This window comes from Kribbella amoyensis, from assembly GCF_007828865.1.
Taxonomy (GTDB): domain Bacteria; phylum Actinomycetota; class Actinomycetes; order Propionibacteriales; family Kribbellaceae; genus Kribbella; species Kribbella amoyensis.
Genome location: NZ_VIVK01000001.1, coordinates 3,608,515 through 3,627,125 on the forward strand (window position 1 = coordinate 3,608,515; position 18,611 = coordinate 3,627,125).

The 18,611-nt window shown below is 69.7% G+C and carries 21 protein-coding genes; 14 read left to right on the forward strand and 7 right to left on the reverse strand.

Features of this window, described 5'->3' with window-relative positions; genetic code table 11:
• The first annotated feature begins 2 nt into the window (after positions 1-2).
• On the forward strand, positions 3-1,010 hold the full coding sequence (locus FB561_RS17120) for a substrate-binding domain-containing protein (RefSeq protein WP_145807836.1): 1,008 nt from the start codon (positions 3-5) through the stop codon (positions 1,008-1,010).
• A gap of 278 nt (positions 1,011-1,288) precedes the next feature.
• Here the strand turns inward: FB561_RS17120 and FB561_RS17125 are convergent, their stop codons facing one another.
• Positions 1,289-2,281 carry a LacI family DNA-binding transcriptional regulator gene (locus FB561_RS17125; RefSeq protein WP_145807838.1) on the reverse strand — a complete coding sequence of 331 codons (993 nt, stop codon included), beginning with the start codon at positions 2,279-2,281 and terminating at the stop codon, positions 1,289-1,291.
• Positions 2,282-2,400: 119 nt separating this feature from the next.
• Here FB561_RS17125 and FB561_RS17130 point away from each other — a divergent pair, with 119 nt between their 5' ends.
• From FB561_RS17130 to FB561_RS17140, 3 genes are read left to right on the forward strand one after another with little or no spacing between them, the layout of a single operon-like run.
• The gene (locus FB561_RS17130; RefSeq protein WP_145807840.1) at positions 2,401-3,831 is read left to right on the forward strand and encodes an NAD-dependent malic enzyme; all 1,431 of its coding nucleotides are present in this window, start codon (positions 2,401-2,403) and stop codon (positions 3,829-3,831) included.
• Between the two features lie 25 nt (positions 3,832-3,856).
• Complete coding sequence (locus FB561_RS17135) at positions 3,857-4,261, forward strand: VanZ family protein (RefSeq protein WP_238334868.1); 405 nt, start codon at positions 3,857-3,859, stop codon at positions 4,259-4,261.
• A gap of 7 nt (positions 4,262-4,268) precedes the next feature.
• Positions 4,269-4,826: a YqgE/AlgH family protein gene (locus tag FB561_RS17140; RefSeq protein WP_145807842.1), complete on the forward strand. Its 558-nt coding sequence runs from the start codon at positions 4,269-4,271 to the stop codon at positions 4,824-4,826.
• Between the two features lie 66 nt (positions 4,827-4,892).
• On the opposite strand, the gene FB561_RS17145 is transcribed toward FB561_RS17140, so the two are convergent.
• Positions 4,893-5,162, reverse strand: coding sequence for a DUF3039 domain-containing protein (locus tag FB561_RS17145; protein WP_145807844.1), 270 nt, complete (start codon positions 5,160-5,162; stop codon positions 4,893-4,895).
• A gap of 136 nt (positions 5,163-5,298) precedes the next feature.
• Between FB561_RS17145 and FB561_RS17150 the strand changes: the two genes are divergently transcribed.
• The 3 genes from FB561_RS17150 to FB561_RS17160 all read left to right on the forward strand — a co-directional run bounded on the left by FB561_RS17150 (position 5,299) and on the right by FB561_RS17160 (position 8,103).
• Positions 5,299-5,871, forward strand: coding sequence for a Uma2 family endonuclease (locus FB561_RS17150; protein WP_145807846.1), 573 nt, complete (start codon positions 5,299-5,301; stop codon positions 5,869-5,871).
• A gap of 90 nt (positions 5,872-5,961) precedes the next feature.
• The gene (locus FB561_RS17155; protein WP_202880639.1) at positions 5,962-7,725 is read left to right on the forward strand and encodes a DEAD/DEAH box helicase; all 1,764 of its coding nucleotides are present in this window, start codon (positions 5,962-5,964) and stop codon (positions 7,723-7,725) included.
• A gap of 36 nt (positions 7,726-7,761) precedes the next feature.
• A complete protein-coding gene (locus tag FB561_RS17160) occupies positions 7,762-8,103 on the forward strand; it encodes a hypothetical protein (RefSeq protein ID WP_145807850.1) in 342 nt (113 codons plus the stop codon).
• Between the two features lie 15 nt (positions 8,104-8,118).
• Here the strand turns inward: FB561_RS17160 and FB561_RS17165 are convergent, their stop codons facing one another.
• Together FB561_RS17165 and FB561_RS17170 are read right to left on the reverse strand one after the other, a co-directional pair.
• The gene (locus tag FB561_RS17165) at positions 8,119-8,913 is read right to left on the reverse strand and encodes a glycoside hydrolase family 16 protein (protein WP_145807852.1); all 795 of its coding nucleotides are present in this window, start codon (positions 8,911-8,913) and stop codon (positions 8,119-8,121) included.
• An 80-nt stretch (positions 8,914-8,993) separates the two neighbouring features.
• Positions 8,994-9,836, reverse strand: a complete 843-nt coding sequence (locus tag FB561_RS17170; RefSeq protein ID WP_145807854.1) for a helix-turn-helix transcriptional regulator — start codon at positions 9,834-9,836, stop codon at positions 8,994-8,996.
• 101 nt (positions 9,837-9,937) lie between these two features.
• On the opposite strand from FB561_RS17170, the gene FB561_RS17175 reads away from it, so the two are divergent.
• Positions 9,938-10,666, forward strand: a complete 729-nt coding sequence (locus tag FB561_RS17175; protein WP_145807856.1) for an SDR family NAD(P)-dependent oxidoreductase — start codon at positions 9,938-9,940, stop codon at positions 10,664-10,666.
• 12 nt (positions 10,667-10,678) lie between these two features.
• Here FB561_RS17175 and FB561_RS17180 read toward each other — a convergent pair whose 3' ends face one another.
• The gene (locus FB561_RS17180) at positions 10,679-10,843 is read right to left on the reverse strand and encodes a hypothetical protein (protein WP_238334869.1); all 165 of its coding nucleotides are present in this window, start codon (positions 10,841-10,843) and stop codon (positions 10,679-10,681) included.
• A 181-nt stretch (positions 10,844-11,024) separates the two neighbouring features.
• On the opposite strand from FB561_RS17180, the gene FB561_RS17185 reads away from it, so the two are divergent.
• Positions 11,025-12,260 (forward strand): MFS transporter, encoded by a 1,236-nt coding sequence (locus FB561_RS17185; RefSeq protein ID WP_202880640.1) that lies wholly within the window; start codon positions 11,025-11,027, stop codon positions 12,258-12,260.
• A gap of 59 nt (positions 12,261-12,319) precedes the next feature.
• On the opposite strand, the gene FB561_RS17190 is transcribed toward FB561_RS17185, so the two are convergent.
• A complete protein-coding gene (locus FB561_RS17190) occupies positions 12,320-13,042 on the reverse strand; it encodes a hypothetical protein (protein WP_238334870.1) in 723 nt (240 codons plus the stop codon).
• Between the two features lie 55 nt (positions 13,043-13,097).
• Between FB561_RS17190 and FB561_RS17195 the strand changes: the two genes are divergently transcribed.
• Positions 13,098-13,742 (forward strand): IclR family transcriptional regulator, encoded by a 645-nt coding sequence (locus FB561_RS17195; RefSeq protein ID WP_145807861.1) that lies wholly within the window; start codon positions 13,098-13,100, stop codon positions 13,740-13,742.
• A 20-nt stretch (positions 13,743-13,762) separates the two neighbouring features.
• Here the strand turns inward: FB561_RS17195 and FB561_RS17200 are convergent, their stop codons facing one another.
• A complete protein-coding gene (locus FB561_RS17200) occupies positions 13,763-14,284 on the reverse strand; it encodes an Lrp/AsnC family transcriptional regulator (protein WP_238334871.1) in 522 nt (173 codons plus the stop codon).
• A gap of 100 nt (positions 14,285-14,384) precedes the next feature.
• Between FB561_RS17200 and hppD the strand changes: the two genes are divergently transcribed.
• The 4 genes from hppD (at position 14,385) to FB561_RS17220 (ending at position 18,607) form a co-directional block, all read left to right on the forward strand.
• A complete protein-coding gene (gene hppD, locus FB561_RS17205) occupies positions 14,385-15,587 on the forward strand; it encodes a 4-hydroxyphenylpyruvate dioxygenase (RefSeq protein ID WP_145807863.1) in 1,203 nt (400 codons plus the stop codon).
• A gap of 247 nt (positions 15,588-15,834) precedes the next feature.
• A complete protein-coding gene (locus tag FB561_RS17210) occupies positions 15,835-16,305 on the forward strand; it encodes a DUF2690 domain-containing protein (protein WP_145807865.1) in 471 nt (156 codons plus the stop codon).
• Positions 16,306-16,477: 172 nt separating this feature from the next.
• Positions 16,478-17,851: an FAD-binding oxidoreductase gene (locus FB561_RS17215; protein WP_145807866.1), complete on the forward strand. Its 1,374-nt coding sequence runs from the start codon at positions 16,478-16,480 to the stop codon at positions 17,849-17,851.
• 150 nt (positions 17,852-18,001) lie between these two features.
• On the forward strand, positions 18,002-18,607 hold the full coding sequence (locus tag FB561_RS17220) for a hypothetical protein (RefSeq protein WP_145807867.1): 606 nt from the start codon (positions 18,002-18,004) through the stop codon (positions 18,605-18,607).
• Positions 18,608-18,611: the final 4 nt, after the last annotated feature.

The following is an 18,611-nucleotide window of genomic DNA, read 5'->3' on the forward strand; positions in this document are numbered from 1 at the left end:
TGATGAAGATCCACAAGTTGTCACTGGCCGTCGCGGCCGTGACCGCCCTGGTGCTGGCCGGCTGCGGAACCACCAGCGAACGTACCGCCGACGGTCCGCAGGCGCAGAGCTCCAAGGAGTGCAAGGGGGCCGACGGCAAGTACGTGATCGGGATGAGCCAGGCCAACGTGGCCGAGCCGTACCGGCAGCGGATGGACGACGACATCAAGACGGCCGCCGAGGAGGTGCCGCAGTTCGAGGTGAAGTTCGCCGACGCCGCGCAGGACAACGCCAAGCAGGTCGCGGACGTGGAGAACTACATCACCCAGCAGATCGACCTGCTGATCATCAGCCCGAACGAGGCCAAGCCGCTGACCGCGGTGGTGAAGAAGGCCTACGACAAGGGCATCCCGGTGATCGTGCTGGACCGCAAGGTCGAGGGCGACGCGTACACCGGCTTCATCGGTGGCGACAACGTGCAGATCGGCACCGAGGCCGGCAAGTACGTCGCCGAGAAGGTGCTGCCGGACGGCGGCACCGTGGTCGAGCTCAAGGGCCTGGCCGGCGCCACCCCGCAGGCCGAGCGGAACCAGGGCTTCGCCGCCGGGATCAAGGCGAACCCGAAGATCAAGATCGTCGCGACCGCGAGCGGTGACTGGCTGCGGGAGAAGGGCCAGGCGCAGATGGACGCGCTGCTCAAGGCGAACCCGAAGATCGACGTGGTCTACGCCCACAACGACCCGATGGCCGAGGGCGCGTACCTGGCCGCGAAGGCGGTCGGCCGGGAGAAGGAGATGAAGTTCATCGGGATCGACGCGCTGCCGATCCCGTCCGGCGGGATCAAGGCGGTGGAGCAGGGCCGGCTGACGGCCACCTTCACGTACCCGACCAACGGCAAGGAAGCGATCGCCGCGGCGAAGAAGATCCTGGTGGACTGCGGCACCATCGACAAGACCCAGACCCTGCCGACCCGGCTGATCGACAAGGCCAACGCGGCCCAGATCTACGCCGACGAGAACCCGACCGGCTGACGTCTCCGCCCGGCTCGCCGCATCCGGTGGGTCAACCCAGCAAGGAGGGGGTTGGCCCACCGGAATTCGGTGGGCCAACCCCAAATCTGGTGGGTTGACCCAGCAAGGAGAGGGCTGGCCCATCGGAATTCGGTGGGCCAACCGTAGATCTGGTGGGTTGACCCAGCAAGGAGGGGGTTGGCCCACCGGAACTTGGTGGGCCAACCGTAGATCCGGTGGGCCAACCCCAGATCTGGTGGGTTGACCCAGCAAGGGAGGTCTCGGCCGGGTTCAGCGAGTCAGCCGCGGTGGGAGCTGCCGCGTTCGATCAGGCGGGCGCCGAGGGTGGTGGTGGTCGGGGGCCGGGTACTGTCGGTGATCCTTGCCAGCAGCAACCTTGCGGCCACGGTGCCGATCTCGTACGCCGGTTGCGCGACCACCGACAACGGCGGGTCGATCAGCGCGGCCCACGGTGCGTCGTCGAAGGAGACCAGGCCCACCTCACGGCCCAGGCGTACCCCGTGCTCCTGCAGGGCTTGCAGGACGCCGACCGCCATCGCGCTGTTCGCGACGAGCAACGCGTCCGGCGGTTCCGCCTGCTCCAGCAGTTCGCGGGCCGCCTTGTGTGCACCGGCGGCCTTGTACTCCGTCCGGCGGACCAGCTTGGCCGTACTCCTGCGCTTCGCGGCCCGCAACGCGTCGCGGTACCCGGCGAGGCGGTCGTCCGCCGTCCGTACCCCGGCCGGGCCGGTCACGCAGCCGACGCGTTCGTAGCCTTGGGCAATCAAGTGCTCGGTCGCCTGCCGGGCCGCGGCCCGGGTGTCGACGAGGACCACGTCACTCTCATGCGGCAACGGCCGGTCGACCGCGACGAACGCCGTCCCACGGGCCGCCAGCTTCTCCACCGACGACGTCGACCCGGTGGGGGACAGGATCACGCCCGCGACCCGCTCTTGGATCGCCACGTCGACGTACCGGCTCTCCTTGTCGGCGCTCTCGTCGGAGTTGCAGAGGACGACCGAGTACCCGACCTCGTGCGCGACGTCCTCGACCCCGCGGGCGACCGCGGTCCAGAACGGGTTCTCCACGTCGGAGATGATCAGCGCGACGACCGCGGCCTCCTGGCGGCGCAGGTTGCGGGCCGGGCCGTTCGGCCGGTAGCCGAGCTCGCCGGCGGCCTTGCGGACCCGGGCGGCCAGCTCGGGATCGACCGTGGCCTTGCCGTTCAGCGCCCGCGAGACGGTCGCCGTCGAGACCCCGGCGAGCGCCGCGACATCGCTGATGGTGGCCACTGGTCTCCCTCCTCCGCGGTCCGACTCTAGCGGCCGAGTAAAGGATTACCCAGCAGGGCGTCGCGAACGCAACGTACGGAATCTCCTGCTGGTTGGGCGGCCATGAGAAGATCGCGGGCGTGACTGCCTTGCCGAGCGTTTCCTACTCCATCACCGTTCGCCTCGAGGTGCCCGCGGGCGGCTCGACGGTGAGCAAGCTGACGACCGCGGTCGAGGCGGCCGGCGGTCTGGTCACCGCCCTCGACGTGACCGCCTCCGGTCACGAGCGGCTGCGGATCGACGTGACCTGCGCCGCCGCGGACACCGAGCACGCCGGCCGCCTGGTCGAGGCGATGCGCGCGGTGCCCGGCGTCGAGATCGCCCGGGTCTCGGACCGGACCTTCCTGATGCACCTCGGCGGCAAGATCTCGATGGAGGCCAAGCACCCGATCCGTAACCGGGACGACCTCTCGATGATCTACACGCCGGGCGTCGCGCGGGTCTGCCTGGCGATCGCGGCGAACCCGGACGACGCCCGCCGGCTGACCATCAAGCGGAACAGCGTCGCCGTGGTCACCGACGGCTCCGCGGTGCTCGGCCTGGGCAACATCGGCCCCAAGGCGGCGCTACCGGTGATGGAGGGCAAGGCGGCGCTGTTCAAGCGGTTCGCCGGGATCGACGCCTGGCCGCTGTGCCTGGACACCCAGGACCCGGACGAGATCGTCGGCATCGTCAAGGCGATCGCGCCGGGCTTCGCCGGGATCAACCTGGAGGACATCTCCGCGCCGCGCTGCTTCGAGATCGAGGCCAAGCTGCGCGAGGAACTGGACATCCCGGTCTTCCACGACGACCAGCACGGTACGGCGGTCGTCGTGCTCGCCGCCCTGTACAACGCGTTGCGCGTGGTCGGTAAGGACATCAGCGCTGTCCGGGTGGTGATGTCGGGCGCGGGCGCGGCCGGGACGGCGATCCTCAAGCTGCTGATCGCGGCCGGGGTCAAGGACTCCATCGTCGCGGACATCGCCGGCGTCATCCACGTCGGCCGGGACGGGCTGTCGCCGGAGCTGCGCTGGATCGCGGAGAACACCAACGCGGCCAAGTACAGCGGCGACCTGAAGGGCGCGCTGGCCGGCGCGGACGTGTTCATCGGGGTCTCGGCGCCGAACATCCTGAACGGCGACGACATCGCCACCATGAACGACGGCGCGATCGTGTTCGCGCTGGCGAACCCGGATCCCGAGGTGGACCCGGCGTCGGCCGGTGAGCACGCGGCCGTCGTCGCGACCGGGCGCAGCGACTTCCCGAACCAGATCAACAACGTGCTGGTCTTCCCGGGCGTCTTCCGCGGTCTGCTCGACGCGCAGTCGTCGAAGGTGTCGATCGAGATGGAGCTCGCGGCCGCGCAGGCGCTGGCCGGCGTGGTCACCGACGACGAGCTGAACGCCGACTACATCGTGCCGAGCGTGTTCCACCCCGAGGTGCACACGATGGTCGCGCACGCGGTCCGGGACGCGGCCGGCGGTACCTCCCACACCGGTGAGCACTACCCGGACGACTCGCCGCACCTCTGATCCGGCGGTCTGCGAGGCTGGAGGAGTGGCACACGCACGGGGGCGGGTCTCAGGGCCGGCGTTGCGGAAGTGGGGTTGGCGGGGCGGTTTCCTGCTGGCCGTCGTTGTCCAGCTGTACGGGCTGTACGCGCCGACCCAGCCAGGTCCGCCGGGGATTCCGTACCTGGACAAGGTCTCGCACTGCGTGATCTTCGCGGCCGTGGCGTACCTCGGGCTGCGGGCGCGGATCCCGGCGCGGTGGCTGCTGGGAGCCCTGGTCGCGCACGCGGTGGTCAGCGAGCTGATCCAGGGGTACCTGCTGCCGTCGCGCAGTGGCGACCCGTTCGACGCGCTCGCCGATGTGCTCGGGGTGGCGATCGGGGCGTGGTTCGGGTTCCGCGCGCTGCGGCGTGCTCCGGGCGCGGTACAAAAGTTGCCGGGCACGACATGATGGGGTCATGACGGTGCAGACGCTGACCGGATCGCTGCTGGTGGCGACCCCACTGCTCGACGAGCCGCCGTTCCGCCGGTCGGTGATCCTGTTGCTCGACCACGACGACGACGGGGCGCTCGGCGTGGTGGTGAACCGCGCCGCCGACCTCGCCGTCGACCGGGTCCTGCCGGACTGGTCCGAGACGGTGAACGAGCCGGGTGTGCTGTTCATGGGCGGCCCGGTCGGCACCGACAGCGCGCTCGCCGTCGCCGAGGTGATCGACACCGCCGACCCGCCCGGCTGGCGCGAGTGCTTCGGCCGGATCGGGCTGATCGACCTCGACGTCCCGCCGGAGCTGCTGGAAGGCGCGATCCAGCGGATGCGCATCTTCGCCGGCTACGCGGGCTGGTCCAGCGGCCAGCTCGAGGGCGAGATCACCGAGGGCGCCTGGTACGTCGTCCCGTCCGAGCCCGACGACGTGTTCAGCCACCGCCCCGAGGACCTGTGGCGCCGCGTGCTGCGACGCCAGAACGACCAGATGGCTTACCTCGCCACCTACCCGGACGACCCGACCCAGAACTGACCACGCCGACTCGCCGGCCGACCGCGGCCGCTCGACTGACCGCGGCTTGTCGTCGACGGCCGGCGGCTACTCGTCGCCGTCGCCGTCGTCGTCACCGGGGTTGAGCGAGTCCCAGATCTCCTTGCACTCCGGGCAGACCGGGAACTTCTGCGGATCCCGGCTGGGTACCCAGACCTTGCCGCACAGTGCGACCACCGGCGTACCCATCACCATCGCCTCGGTCAGCTTGTCCTTCGGCACGTAGTGCGAGAACCGCTCGTGGTCACCCTCGTCCAGCGACGGCAGCGTGCGCTCGTCGGTGACCGTCTCGGCGCCAGGACTCAACTGAGTGCTCATCCCCCGAGTGTAGGCCGACAACCCAGCCCCACCTGCCTTTCTCCACAGCCGCGGTTGTCCACAGCTCGCGAACTGCCCCGGGAAACTCGGGGCAGTCGACGGCATGTTCTCGGCGTGGACTACCCAAGGAGGCACCATGACACTCATGGAATTCAGCCCGGACGAGCCGAAGGTCCCCTGGCGGCCCAGCGAGCCGCTGACCAAGGACGACCTCGACAGGATGCCCGATGACGGGCACCGGTACGAGGTCATCGACGGGACACTGCTGGTGACCCCGGCGCCGTCACGGCTGCACCAACGCGTGGTGGCAGCTGTCTACCGCACGCTGTTCGACACTTGCCCCGCCAATCTCGAGGTGCTGTTCGCGCCGTTCGACGTGGTCATCTCGCCGGACACCGTCCTGCAACCCGACGTCCTCGTGGCCCGGCGGGAGGATTTCACCGACAACGACCTCCCGAAGGCGCCACTGCTGGCGGTGGAAGTGTTGTCCGCGAGCACGAAGCGCATCGACGTGATGCTCAAGTGGTCCCGGCTCGAGGCGGCGGGCTGCCCGGCGTACTGGGTGGTCGATCCCGACACGCCGAGCCTGATCGGGTGGGAGTTGCGCGACGGGGCATATGCGCAGGTGGCGAAGGTCGCCGGGGACGAGCCGGTGGTCCTGACGAGTCCGTACGACGTCACGGTGGTGCCCGCGGATCTGATCTTGTAGCGGTTGTCGGGTAACGTTCTGGCCCGGCCGACAGTCGACTATCGGGGGAGCAAGCCGTCCGTGGATTCGCACGCGCCAGCGACACCAGCCGTGCTTCCTCCGGCCTACCCGGATCGCGCCGCTTGGGGTACCGCCAGCAAGCTGCGCGCCTGGCAGGCGGAGGCACTCAGCCTCTATCTGGACCAGCAGCCGAAGGACTTCCTCGCCGTCGCGACCCCGGGCGCGGGCAAGACCACGTTCGCGCTGACGGTGGCGTCGGAGCTGCTGCAACGTCGGGTCATCGAGCGGGTCACCGTGGTGACGCCGACCGAGCACCTGAAGGTCCAGTGGGCCGAGGCGGCCGACCGGGCCGGGATCGCGATCGACCCGGCGTTCGCGGGCCGGCGCGGCAAGACCAACAAGGACTTCCAGGGCGTCGCGGTGACGTACGCCGGGGTCGCGGTGAACCCGCTGGCCTTCCGGGTCCGGACCGAGCGGTTCCGCACGCTCGTGATCATGGACGAGGTGCACCACGGCGGCGACGCGCTCAGCTGGGGTGACGGGGTCCGCGAGGCGTTCGAGCCGGCGACCCGCCGGCTCGCGCTGACCGGGACGCCGTTCCGCAGCGATGACAACCCGATCCCGTTCGTCACCTACGAGCACGGCCACGACGGTGCCGCCCGGAGCAAGGCCGACTACACGTACGGGTACGGTCACGCGCTGCGCGACCACGTGGTCCGGCCAGTCATCTTCATGTCGTACTCCGGTGAGATGCGCTGGCGGACGAAGGCCGGGGACGAGGTCGCCGCCCGGCTCGGCGAGCCGCTCACCAAGGACCTCACCGCCCAGGCGCTGCGGACCGCGCTCGATCCGGCCGGCGAGTGGATGCAGGCCGTTCTGGCCGCTGCGGACAAGCGGCTGACCGAGGTCCGCCGGCACATGCCCGACGCGGGTGGCCTGGTCATCTCCGGTGACCAGAACACGGCCCGCGCGTACGCCAAGCTGCTGCGTGAGATCACCGGTGAGGCGCCGACCGTGGTGCTGTCGGACGAGAAGGCGGCGAGCAAGAAGATCGCGGCGTTCTCCGAGGGCGAGCAGCGCTGGATGGTCGCGGTCCGGATGGTCAGCGAGGGTGTCGACGTCCCCCGGCTCGCCGTCGGGGTGTACGCGACCCCGACCTCGACGCCGCTGTTCTTCGCCCAGGCGGTCGGCCGGTTCGTCCGGGCCCGCAAGCGCGGGGAGACGGCGTCGGTGTTCGTCCCGTCGGTCACCCGGTTGCTCGGCTTCGCGGCCGAGATGGAGGTCGAGCGCGACCACGTCCTCGGCCGGAAGAACTCCAGCGAGGACGGCGACATCTTCGCCCTCGAGGACGACCTGATCAAGCAGGCGAACCAGGCCGAGGGCGCGAGCGACGAGCTGGACGCCAAGTTCGAGGCGCTCGGGTCGGACGCGAGCTTCGACCGGGTCGTGTTCGACGGCGGCGACTACGGCACCGGTGGCGACCTGGCGTCGGACGAGGAGCTGGACTTCCTCGGTCTGCCCGGACTGCTGGAGCCCGACCAGGTCCGCGAGCTGCTCCGCAAACGGCAGGCCAAGTCGATCGCCCAGCAGAAGCGGTCCCAGCGGTCGACGGCCGCCGAGCCGGAGGACCCGACCCCGACCGAGTTGGCGACGCACGAGCAGATCGCGCTGCTCCGCCGCGAGCTCAACGGACTGGTTGCCGCCTGGCATCACCGCACCGGTCAGCCGCACGGCGTGATCCACAACGACCTGCGCCGCAAGCTGGGTGGTCCGGCCGCGGCGCACGCCTCGTCGACCCAGCTGCAGGAGCGCATCACGTTGCTGCGGGACTGGGCCACGAAACGTCGCGCCTGAGCCGTTCCCTTGTCCCGGGCTGGGATCATTCTGGGCATGAGTTACGACCTGGTGGTCTGGGTGGGCGAGCGACCGGACGACGCCGACGCGGCGGACGCGAAGTACGACGAACTGATGGAGCTGCTCGAGTCGGACGACGGCAGCCCCGCCAACCCACGCCTGGTCGCGTACGCCGACGCTCTGCTGGAGCGGTGGCCCGCGGACGCCCGGGTCAGCCCGTGGGTGGTGGAGCCGCTGATCTCCGACGCGGTCGGCGACGTCTTCCCGTTCGGTGTGCAGTTCGAGCACGCCGAAGTGGTCGCCTCGTACGCCGCCGGTCTGGCGATCAAGCACGGGCTGGTCTGCTACGACCCGCAGGAGGGCCGGCTCCGTCCCTGACCGCCTCGGCTCGAGTCAGGGGCGATAGACGCGGACGTGGTCGATCTGCATCGACTCTTCGGTCACCGTCGGCGGGATCTTGCTGTAGACGAACCTGTCGAGGATGAGCGCGTCGCCGGTCCCGGAGTACGCGCCCTGCTCGCAGATCTTCCGGCCGTCCAGGTACCAGGTGGTGCGGTCCGGGCCGAGCTGCTGGGCGATCGTGTGCCAATCCTTGGTGAGGTCCGCAGGCGACTCGTACGTGCAGCTGCCGCCGCCGGCCTGGTGGTTGGTGAGGTACAGGTTGGTGTGGTTGTCGCTGTAGAACTCGTACGTGTCCTGCTCGTTGGACCCGTTGCCGTTCCAGGTCCACGTGGACGGCCAGAATCCGCGCGCCGCCGGCAGCTTCAGCCGGGTCTCCACGTAGTCGCCCGGCTGGACGGCGAAGGAGTTCCGCGGCTCGTGCCCGCAGGCCTGGCCGGTGGTAATCAGGCCGCTCGACCACTCATACCCGGGGTGCGGGTTGTTCTTCCGGGCGGTGATGGTGAGCACGCCGTTCGCCACCGAGAGCGCGTCCCAGGTGTGCCACTCGAGCTCCTGGTTGCCCTTGTTGCCGAGGCACTGGTCGGCCTCCGCGTTCGAGTGGATCGCCCACTTGTCCCGGTCGATCGCGGACCCGTCGAACTCGTCCGCGAACACGAGCTTGCCCGGTGCCGCGGTACCGGCCGAGGACGCGGAGCCCTGGTCGTCGGCGGATGCGGCCGAGCCGATCGCGGTCACGGCGGTCGCGGCCAGGCTCAGCCCGAGCAGGGCGGTAAGTATCTTTCGCATCAACAAACGCCTCTCGTCAGAAAGTGACGATCAAACGCTCGCTTGCCGGGAGAAGGTTGTCAATCAAGGTGGGATGACGATCAGGTCGTACTGAGCGACTGGGTGCCGACGACGTCGAGCAGGCGCAGAGCCTGCTCCGACGGCGAGCCTGGCTCAGCGGTGTAGAGGACGACGCGCTGGTCGCGGTCCGGGACGACAAGGACCTCGCAGATCACGTCGATCCGGCCGACGACGGGGTGGTGGATCGTCTGGCACAGGCTGCGCTGGTTCGCCACCTCGTGCAGCGCCCAGATCCGGGCGAACTCCTCGCTCCCGGCCAGCAGGTCCTCGACCAACGCGGCCACCGCCTGGTCGTCCGGGTACTTGCCCGTCGCTGCGCGCAGGTCCGCGGCCACCTCCCGCGCGAACTCGGCGGTCGCCTCCTCGCCGAACAACTCCTGCTGCCGGGTATCGCCGAGGAACCGCAGCCGCAGCAGGTTCCGCTCCCGCGCCGGCAACGCCGAGAAGTCGCCGAGCAACGCGGCCGCCAACGGGTTCCACGCGAGGACGTCGTACTTCGCGTCCAGGACCAGCCCGGGGACGTCGAGGCGGCCGAGCATCCGCAGTACGCCGGTCCGGACGTCCGCGGGTGGTCCGGGTAGCGGGTCGGGTTGTTCACCGGCCAGCCGGAACAGGTGGTCGCGTTCGTCGGTGGACAGCCGCAACGCCCGGGCGAGACCGGTCAGCACCGGCCGGGACGGACGCGGGCCGCGGGCCTGCTCGAGCCGGGTGTAGTAGTCCGCCGACATCGTGGCGAGCGCCGCGACCTCCTCGCGCCGCAGGCCCGGGGTACGCCGCCGGAGGCCGGCCGGGAGCCCGACGTCCTCCGGGCGGAGCCGCTCGCGCCGGACGCGGAGGAACTCCCCGAGCTGTGTTTTGTCCACAATCCAAGGATCCCAGCCCGGCCGGGTCGCCAGCCAGGCACTGTGGGTCCCTGGATCCAGCCGCTCTGCCGCGGCCCGCCGGACCGGCCGAGGGTGGCTCCATGACCACGCAGATGATCGCGCTCGTCACGGGCGCCAGCAAGGGAATCGGCCGGGAGATCGCCCGGCAGCTCGGCGGCCTCGGGTACCTCGTCCTGGTCGGGGCCAGGGACCTGGGCCGCGGAGAGGTCGTCGCCAAGGAGCTCGTTGCCGAGGGCATCGAGGCGGCGGCGGTGCGGATCGACGTGACGGACCCGGACTCGGTCGCGGCCGCGGCGGGCCGGATCGGGACGGAGTACGGCCGGCTCGACGTCCTGGTGAACAACGCGGCGATCATCGCCGACGGGGACGCGGCCGTGAGCGTGGTTCCGGCGGAGGCGCTGCGGCGGAGCTTCGAGGTGAACGTGATCGGGCTCGTCGCGACCACCGCGGCGATGCTGCCGTTGCTCCGGGCGGTCGGGCCGGCGCGGATCGTCAACCTCTCCAGCGAACTGGCGTCGATGGAGCGGGTCGGCGATCCGACGTCCGGATTGTCGACAATCCTCACGACCGGGTACAACGCGTCCAAAGCGGCGGTGAACATGATCACGGTGATGCTCGCCAACGAACTCCGCGGCGAAGGCATCCTGGTCAACGCCGCCGACCCGGGGAACTGCGCGACCGACATGGGCGGCTGGGACGCCCCGAGGACGGCAGCCGAGGGCGCTGCGGTGGCCGTCCGGTTGGCGACGCTGGCCGCGAACGGACCGACCGGCGAACTCCACGCCGAATCCGGCCGCCTCCCGTGGTGACCGACGTCGGGATCAGTCGAAGTCGAAGATCGAGTTGGTGTCGTAGAAGTGCAGAACGTAGCGGCAGTTCATGCAGATCATCAGCGTCATCCGGTGGGAGGTGAAGCCCCACTGCGAGTCGCTGCGGGCCACCTCCTGCTGGAACTGCTGGCAGGAGCACAGCGGGCACGTGAGCATGGGGGCTTGCTGGTGATGAGTCATGCGGACAGGGACGCACGACCTGGCCGCACGGGTTCCGGCTCACCAGGGGTGGCGGCCGCCGGGTGGTGGGTGGCCGCCCGGGTGGTGGGCAGGCGTCGGGCCGTGAGATCGCTACCACGGTGTAGTGCCGTTTTGGTCATGACATAAGTTGCGGGATGTGCCGCGCCTGCTCACCGATATCCGCCCGCTGAAGGAGTCGGTGGAGTTCCGGCGGTTGTGGATCGGGTCGACGGTGTCGCAGCTCGGTCAGCAGATGACCGCGGTGACCGTGTCGATCCAGGTGTACGCGCTGACCGAATCGACGTTCGCGGTCGGCCTCGTCGGACTCTGCTCGCTGGTGCCGCTGATCGTGTTCGGGCTGTACGGCGGGGCGATGGCGGACGCGGTCGACCGGCGGACGCTCGCGCTGGTGAGCAGCACCGGACTGTGGCTGCTCTCGATGGTCCTCGTGCTCCAGTCCGTCCTGGAATGGGAGCAGGTCGGCGTCCTGTACGGCGTGGTCGCGCTGCAGTCCGCGTGTTTCGCGGTGAACAACCCGGCGCGTTCCGCGATCATCCCGCGACTCATCCGTCCCGAGTTGTTGCCCGCGGCGAACACGCTGAGCCAGGCCGCGTTCAACCTCGGCTTCACCGCCGGGCCGTTGCTGGGGGCAGCCGTGATCGCGTGGCACGGGTTCGGCGCGGCGTACTTGGTGGACGTGCTGACGTTCACGGCCGCGCTGTACGCGTTGTTCCGGTTGCCGCCGGTACCGCCGACGGGGGAGGTGCGGCGGGCCGGGATCCGGTCGGTGCTCGAGGGGTTCAGCTTCCTCCGCGCGGCGCCGGCGTTGCTGGCCACGTTCGTCGCGGACATCCTCGCGATGGTGTTCGCGCAGCCGCGGGCACTCTTCCCGGCGGTCGCGGGCGCGTTCTTCGGCGGCGGCGTGCGGACCGTGGGTCTGCTGCAGGCGGCGCCCGCGATCGGGGCGTTGCTGGGGGTGCTGTTCTCCGGCTGGGTGAGCCGGATCCGGCGGCAGGGCGTGGCGATCGTGGTGGCGATCACGGTGTACGCGGCGGCGGTCGGGCTGTTCGGGCTGTCGCGGACGATCTGGCTCGGCGTGGCGCTGCTCGCGGTGTCGGGGGCCGCGGACATGGTCAGCTCGGCGTACCGGAACACGGTGCTGCAGTCCGCCGCGCCCGACGAGATGCGCGGCCGGTTGCAGGGCGTGTTCATCGTGGTCGTCGCGGGTGGTCCGCGGCTGGGCGACTTCGTGGCGGGGACGACGGCGTCGCTGACGACCCCGACGATCGCGCTGCTGGCCGGCGCGTGCGCGTGTATCGTCGGCCTGCTGATCCTGCTCGCCGCGAACAAACCGTTCCGCCGCTACGACTCCGAGGTCCGCGCCCTGCGCTGAGCCCGCGGGGGTACGGGATCTGATCGCGACCGGCGCAGCTTAGGGCCGGTAGGGGCTGGTCAGCCGCCGGTGACGAGCTTGCCCAGGACGGTCGGCCAGGAGTCGAGGTCGACGTCGAGCTTCTTCAGCTCCTTGTCGTCGACGGTGACCACCTTGCGGTCCCCGAGCGGCTCCTTCAGCTCGATCGAGGCGATCGAGATGTCGTCGTCGGGCGGGCACGGGTCGCTGTTGTCGATGACGGCGGTGACCTTGTCCTCGGACTCGACCACCCGCAGGTCCAGCGCACAGTTGCCGCCGACACCGATCACCAGGTCGATGTCGTTGTACGAGGGCCGGTTCTGGATCCAGCGCAGGTACTTGGGCTTCTTGCCCTCGACCACCTGGTACGCCGCGACCGGCTGCGGCTCGGATCCGGTGACGCTGCCCGAGCCGTCGCCGATGAAGGAACCGTAGATCTTGTTGATGCACGGGTCCTTCTCCCGGTCGGCGCCGTCGATCGCGCCCCACGCCCTGGCCGCCTGGTAGCAGCCGTTCGCCTCACGGTTGAGCGAGATGTTGAACCCGACCAGGGCGAACGCCGCCAGGACCATCAGCCCGGCCAGCATCCGGCGGGACTGCACCCGCTTCGGCGACAGGCCCGGCTCGCCCTCCTCCGGCTGCTGCCGGAACAGGCCGAGGATGTTCGTCGTCCACTGCGGGTTGATCAGCGTCGGGACCGCGTAGAGCAGGATCAGGACCACGCAGACGGCGATGGCGGGGAGGAGCGCCCAGTAATTTCGCACGGCAGCAAGATACGGGGCCATCGGTCCGCGCCCGAAAAGCGGATACGCTTCGGGAGTGCCAGCAGAGACGTCACAGACGCTCGACCGGGGACTCACGGTCCTCGAGTTGCTGGCGGACGCCCCGGACGGGTTGTCGATCACCGAGCTCGCCGCGTCCCTCGGCGTCAGCCGCACCGTGGTGTACCGGCTGGTCAACACGCTCGAACTGCACCGGCTGGTCCGCCGCGACAGTGAAGGCCGGGCCCGGCTCGGTCTGGCGGTGCTGCACTACAGCCGTCGCGTGCAGCCGACGCTTCGTGACGCGGCGCTACCGGTCCTGCGGTCGCTGGCCGAGGACACCGGCGCGACGGCCCACCTGACGGTCGCGGACGGTGAGGAAGCACTCGCGATCGCGGTGATCGAGCCGAGCTGGACCGACTTCCACGTCTCGTACCGGATGGGCTCCCGGCACGCCCTCGACCAAGGAGCCGCCGGCAAGGCGATCCTGGCCGGCCGCCGCAAGCCCGACCCGGCCGGCCGGCCCTTCGTCATCACCTCCGGTGAGCTCCAGGCCGGCGCCCAGGGCGTCTCCTCCCCGGTCCTCGGCGTCCCCGGCGTCGAAGCCAGCATCGGCGTCGTGGTCCTGGGCAAGCTCGACCGCGACTTCGTCGGCCCCAGAGTCGCCCGAGCCGCCGTAGAAGTAGCCAAACGCCTCGCCTGAACCCAGTACCTCAACCCTCCTCAGCCGCGGGTGGCTGCGTGGACGAGGGGGAGGACTCGGTGCGGGATCTGTTCGGCCAGGGCGATGACTGTCGAGGCTCTTTGGATGCCTTGGACCACGACGACCTGGTCGATGACCCGCTGGAGGTCGGCGTTGGAGCGGGCGACCAGGCGGCACCAGAGGTCTTCGGCCCCGGTGATGGTGTGGACTTCGAGGACCTCCGGGATGCCGGCGAGTGCCTCCGCGACGGCCGTGTGTCCCGTGCCCTGCTCGATCTGCAAGGTCGCGAAGGCCGTCACCGGATAGCCGATCGCGGTGGTGTCGATGGCGGGGCCCCAGCCGCGGACCACGCCTTCTCGCTGCAGGCGGTCGAGGCGGGCCTGGATCGTGCCACGGGCGACGCCGAGGCGGCGGGAGGCTTCGAGGACGCCGACGCGGGGTTCGGCGGCGAAGAGGTCGAGGATGCGGGCGTCCAGGGCGTCCACGCTCATCTTGGTCTCCCGAGTGGTCAGGCTGTCCAAACAGTCCAGCGGAACCCTCATGATACTGGGCAACCTGACCAATGAAACAACGATCCGTTGCGCAACCTGCGTCGGCGCGGAAGGCTCTCCGCACAGCTGACCACCGACCGGGAGGACCGCGATGACCAGCACCGACCTGACCCCCGTCGAGCTCGACGCCGACCTGGACCTCGACCAGCTCAAGCAGCTCGTCGGCCTGGTGCCGTACGACGAGAGCACCGACCCGTTCCCGGTCACCGCGATGGACGCGGTCGTGTTCGTGGTGGGCAACGCCACCCAGACCGCGAAGTTCTACCAGGGCGCCTTCGGCATGGACCTGGTCGCGTACTCGGGTCCGGAGACCGGGTCGATGGACAGCAAGGCGTTCGTCCTGAAGTCCGGCTCGGCCCGGTTCGTCGTCACCGGCGGCGTGCACCCGAAGAGCCCGCTGCACGACCACCACCGCAAGCACGGTGACGGTGTCGCCGACCTGGCCCTCGAGGTGCCGGACGTGGACAAGTGCGTCGAGCACGCTCGCAAGATGGGCGCGACCGTGCTCGAGGAGCCGAACGACGTGTCCGACGAGCACGGGACGATCCGGCGCGCCGCGATCGCGGCGTACGGCGACACCCGGCACACGCTGATCGACCGGAGCAGGTACGACGGGCCGTACCTGCCCGGGTTCGTCGCGGCGCAGACCGCCGTGACCCGGCCGGAGGGGCACCCGAAGCGGCTGTTCCAGGCGGTCGACCACGTCGTCGGGAACGTCGAGCTCGGCAAGATGGACGAGTGGGTGGCGTTCTACAACAAGGTGATGGGCTTCGTGAACATGGCGGAGTTCGTCGGCGACGACATCGCCACCGACTACTCCGCGCTGATGAGCAAGGTGGTGGCCAATGGCAACCACCGGGTGAAGTTCCCGCTGAACGAGCCGGCGATCGCGAAGAAGAAGTCCCAGATCGACGAGTTCCTGGAGTTCTACGACGGCGCCGGCGCGCAGCACATCGCGCTGGCCACCAACGACATCCTGCGCACCGTCGACATCCTGCGCGCGAACGGCGTCGAGTTCCTGAACACACCGGACTCGTACTACTCCGACCCGGAGCTGCGGGCCCGGATCGGTGAGGTCCGGGTGCCGATCGAGGAGCTGCAGTCGCGCGGCATCCTCGTCGACCGGGACGAGGACGGGTACCTGCTGCAGATCTTCACCGCCCCGATCGGCGACCGGCCGACGGTGTTCTACGAGCTGATCGAGCGGCACGGCTCGCTCGGCTTCGGCAAGGGCAACTTCAAGGCGCTGTTCGAGGCGATCGAGCGCGAGCAGGAGCGCCGCGGCAACCTCTGAGCGGCGGGTCGGCGGGCTCGGAGTACGCCGAACCCGGCCGGGCGTGCCGTCGCGGTGCGCGCCCGGCCGGGTACCCGGCGACACGCCCGGACGGTGGCCTGGAACGGTGGCCGGGAACGACGCTCGGTACCGCTCTCGACACCGAAAGTCACTCGTCCGATTACCGGATTGACTGTCAGGTCAGGGTCGGTTCGCGTACGCTGCCCCATGAATGTGCGTCGGGGCGTACATTCAGGAAGGGTTTCCGATGAAGATACTGGGCATTTTGCTCAGCACCGCGGGCCTGGCCGGAGTGGGCGTTCTCGCCCTGGCCACACCAGCACAGGCGGTCGAAGCCGCCAACTGCCCGGGTGCCCGGACGATCTCGTCAGCGCAGATCTTCCGTGACAACAAACCGCCCGGCTGGGGCGACGTCAAACTGGTCCGGGACAACTGCTCGCAGTACTGGGCCGAGGTCACGATGGACGCCAAGCTACCGAAGTACGCGCTGACCAGTGCGTATCTGCAGCAGTACGGCGGATCCAACAGCGGCCGCGTGCTCTCCTGCGACTCCGGTGGCGGGACGGGTGCGGTGACCGCCGGTCAACGAACCTGCCGGACACCGAAGGTGAAGTCGCTGGACACCAGCACGACCTTCGTGGCGATCGCCAGGGAGTTCCACAACTACGGCGGCGGCTACCAGAAGATCTCCGAGAACCGGACCGCCCGGACGCGCTAGCGCCCAGCTGTCCACAGACCCGCGACTCCACCTGAAATGGCGCCGAAACTTCGGGTGCCCCGCGTCGGGGGTTGCTCGGCACTCGCAGCGCCCAGGCACGCACCTCGCGGCACGCACCTGGACACCGCGATCACTCGAGCAACCCCCGACGCGGGGCACTAGGCTCCATGACATGAGTGAGGTTGTCGAACGTCTGCGGCAGGTGCTGCCGCCGGAGGCCCTGGTCACCGACCCGGACCGGATGGAGAGCTACCGGTACGACCGGGCGATGTTCTGCCCGGCCGGCGAGCCGGCGGCGGTGGTGCTCGCGCGCGAGACCGCGCACGTGCAGGCGGCGGTCCGGGCCGCTGCCGAGTTCGGCGTGCCCGTGGTTCCACAGGGCGCGCGGTCCGGCCTGTCCGGCGCCGCGAACGCGCTGGACGGCTGCGTCGTGATCTCGCTGGAGAAGATGGACCAGATCCTCGCGATCGAGCCCGTCGACCGGTACGTCGTGACCCAGCCGGGCGTGTACAACGCGGTGCTCTCGCGCGCCGTGGCCGAGCAGGGGCTGTTCTACCCGCCGGATCCGTCCAGCTGGGAGTTCTGCTCGATCGGCGGCAACCTGTCCACCAACTCGGGCGGCCTGTGCTGCGTGAAGTACGGCGTCACCACCGACTACGTCCTCGGGCTCGAGGTGGTGCTCGCGGACGGCCAGGTGCTCCGGACCGGGCGCAAGACGGTCAAGGGCGTCGCGGGGTACGACCTGACCAAGCTGATCGTGGGCAGTGAGGGGACGCTCGGCATCATCACCGAGGCGACCCTCGCGTTGCGCCCGCAGGCGGCCCGGCCGCGGACGATGGCAGCGCTGTTCGGTTCCGGCGTGGCGGCCGGTGAAACGATCGTCGAGATCATCCGGTCCGGCGTGTCGCTGAGTCTGCTGGAGATCATGGACCGGACCACGATCGCCGCGGTGAACGACTACAAGCGGATGGACCTGCCGACCGACGCGGCGGCGATGCTGATCGCGCAGTCGGACGCCGGCGGCGAGGCGGGCGCGGCCGACATCGCCACGGTCGCCAAGCTGTGCCGGGAGTTCGGCGCGATCGAGTGCATCGAGGCCGACGACGAGGCCGAGGGCGAACTGTTGCTGGAGGCCCGCCGGGCGGCGCTGATCGCGCTGGAGCAACTCGGCACGACGATGATCGACGACGTCTGCGTCCCGCGGTCCCGGCTGGCCGACTTCATCGGCGCGATCGAGAAGGTCGCGCAGGACCTGGACATCACCGTCGGCGTGCTCGGCCACGCCGGCGACGGGAACATGCACCCGACCGTGGTGTTCGACCAGCACGACCCGGAGCAGGCCCGCCGGGCCCAGGCGGCGTTCGACCGGATCATGGAGATCGGCCTGGAGCTGGGCGGCACGATCACCGGCGAGCACGGCGTCGGCGTCCTCAAGCGGCAGTGGCTGACCGAGGAGATCGGCCCGGTCGCGGTCTCGGTGCACCACGCGATCAAGCGCGCGCTGGACCCGAAGAACCTGCTGAACCCAGGCAAGGTGGTGACGTGAGGGTTCTTTCAACTTCCGTGACCCAACCGCAACGGAATTGCCGGGCCGGTACGACCTGTGTGGCCGTGGATCGTGACGTCCGGCCCGCACCATGGAAGGTAGCTGACTGAAAGTCCGGGGGAACCGCCGTTGCACACCAGGAGGACACGCATGCGAGCGAGGCAGTTGCTGCCGGCTGCGCTGGCGCTGATCGTCCTGGCCGTGCTCGCCGGCTGTGCGAACGGCAGCGGCCTGCGGGTCGAGGGCGCCGAGCCGGCCAGTACCCCCACCCCGTCCGTCACCACGCACGGATTCGCCCCGGGGAAGAACGACCGCACCGCCACCACGCCGGTGCCGGTCACCGCGAGCCTGGCCCAGATCCGGCTGAAGCTGCTCGCGGACAAGAAGCTGGAGCCCTTCTTCCGGACCGTACTGACCAGGTGCTCGGTGGTCGAGCGCTGCCTGACCCGCGGTCCGACCGTGAACGTGATGCGGTCCGAGCACCCGCAGATCGTCGTGATCATTCACACGCTGGACGATTTCGTCTACGGTGCGGTCCTGATGGCCATCGAACCGTCCGGTCCGCGCCCGGTGTGGAGCCTGCGGGGCGAGCGGCTGAAGATCAACGCCAGCCAGCAGGGTGACCTCGTGGTCGAGTCGGGAATCTTCGCCGTCGACGACAAACCCTGCTGTCCGTCGGTAACCCGGGTCGAGGTCTACCGTTGGAATGGTCGTCAGATGATCAAGCTGAGCTCGCAGGACCAAAAGGGAGACTGACTTC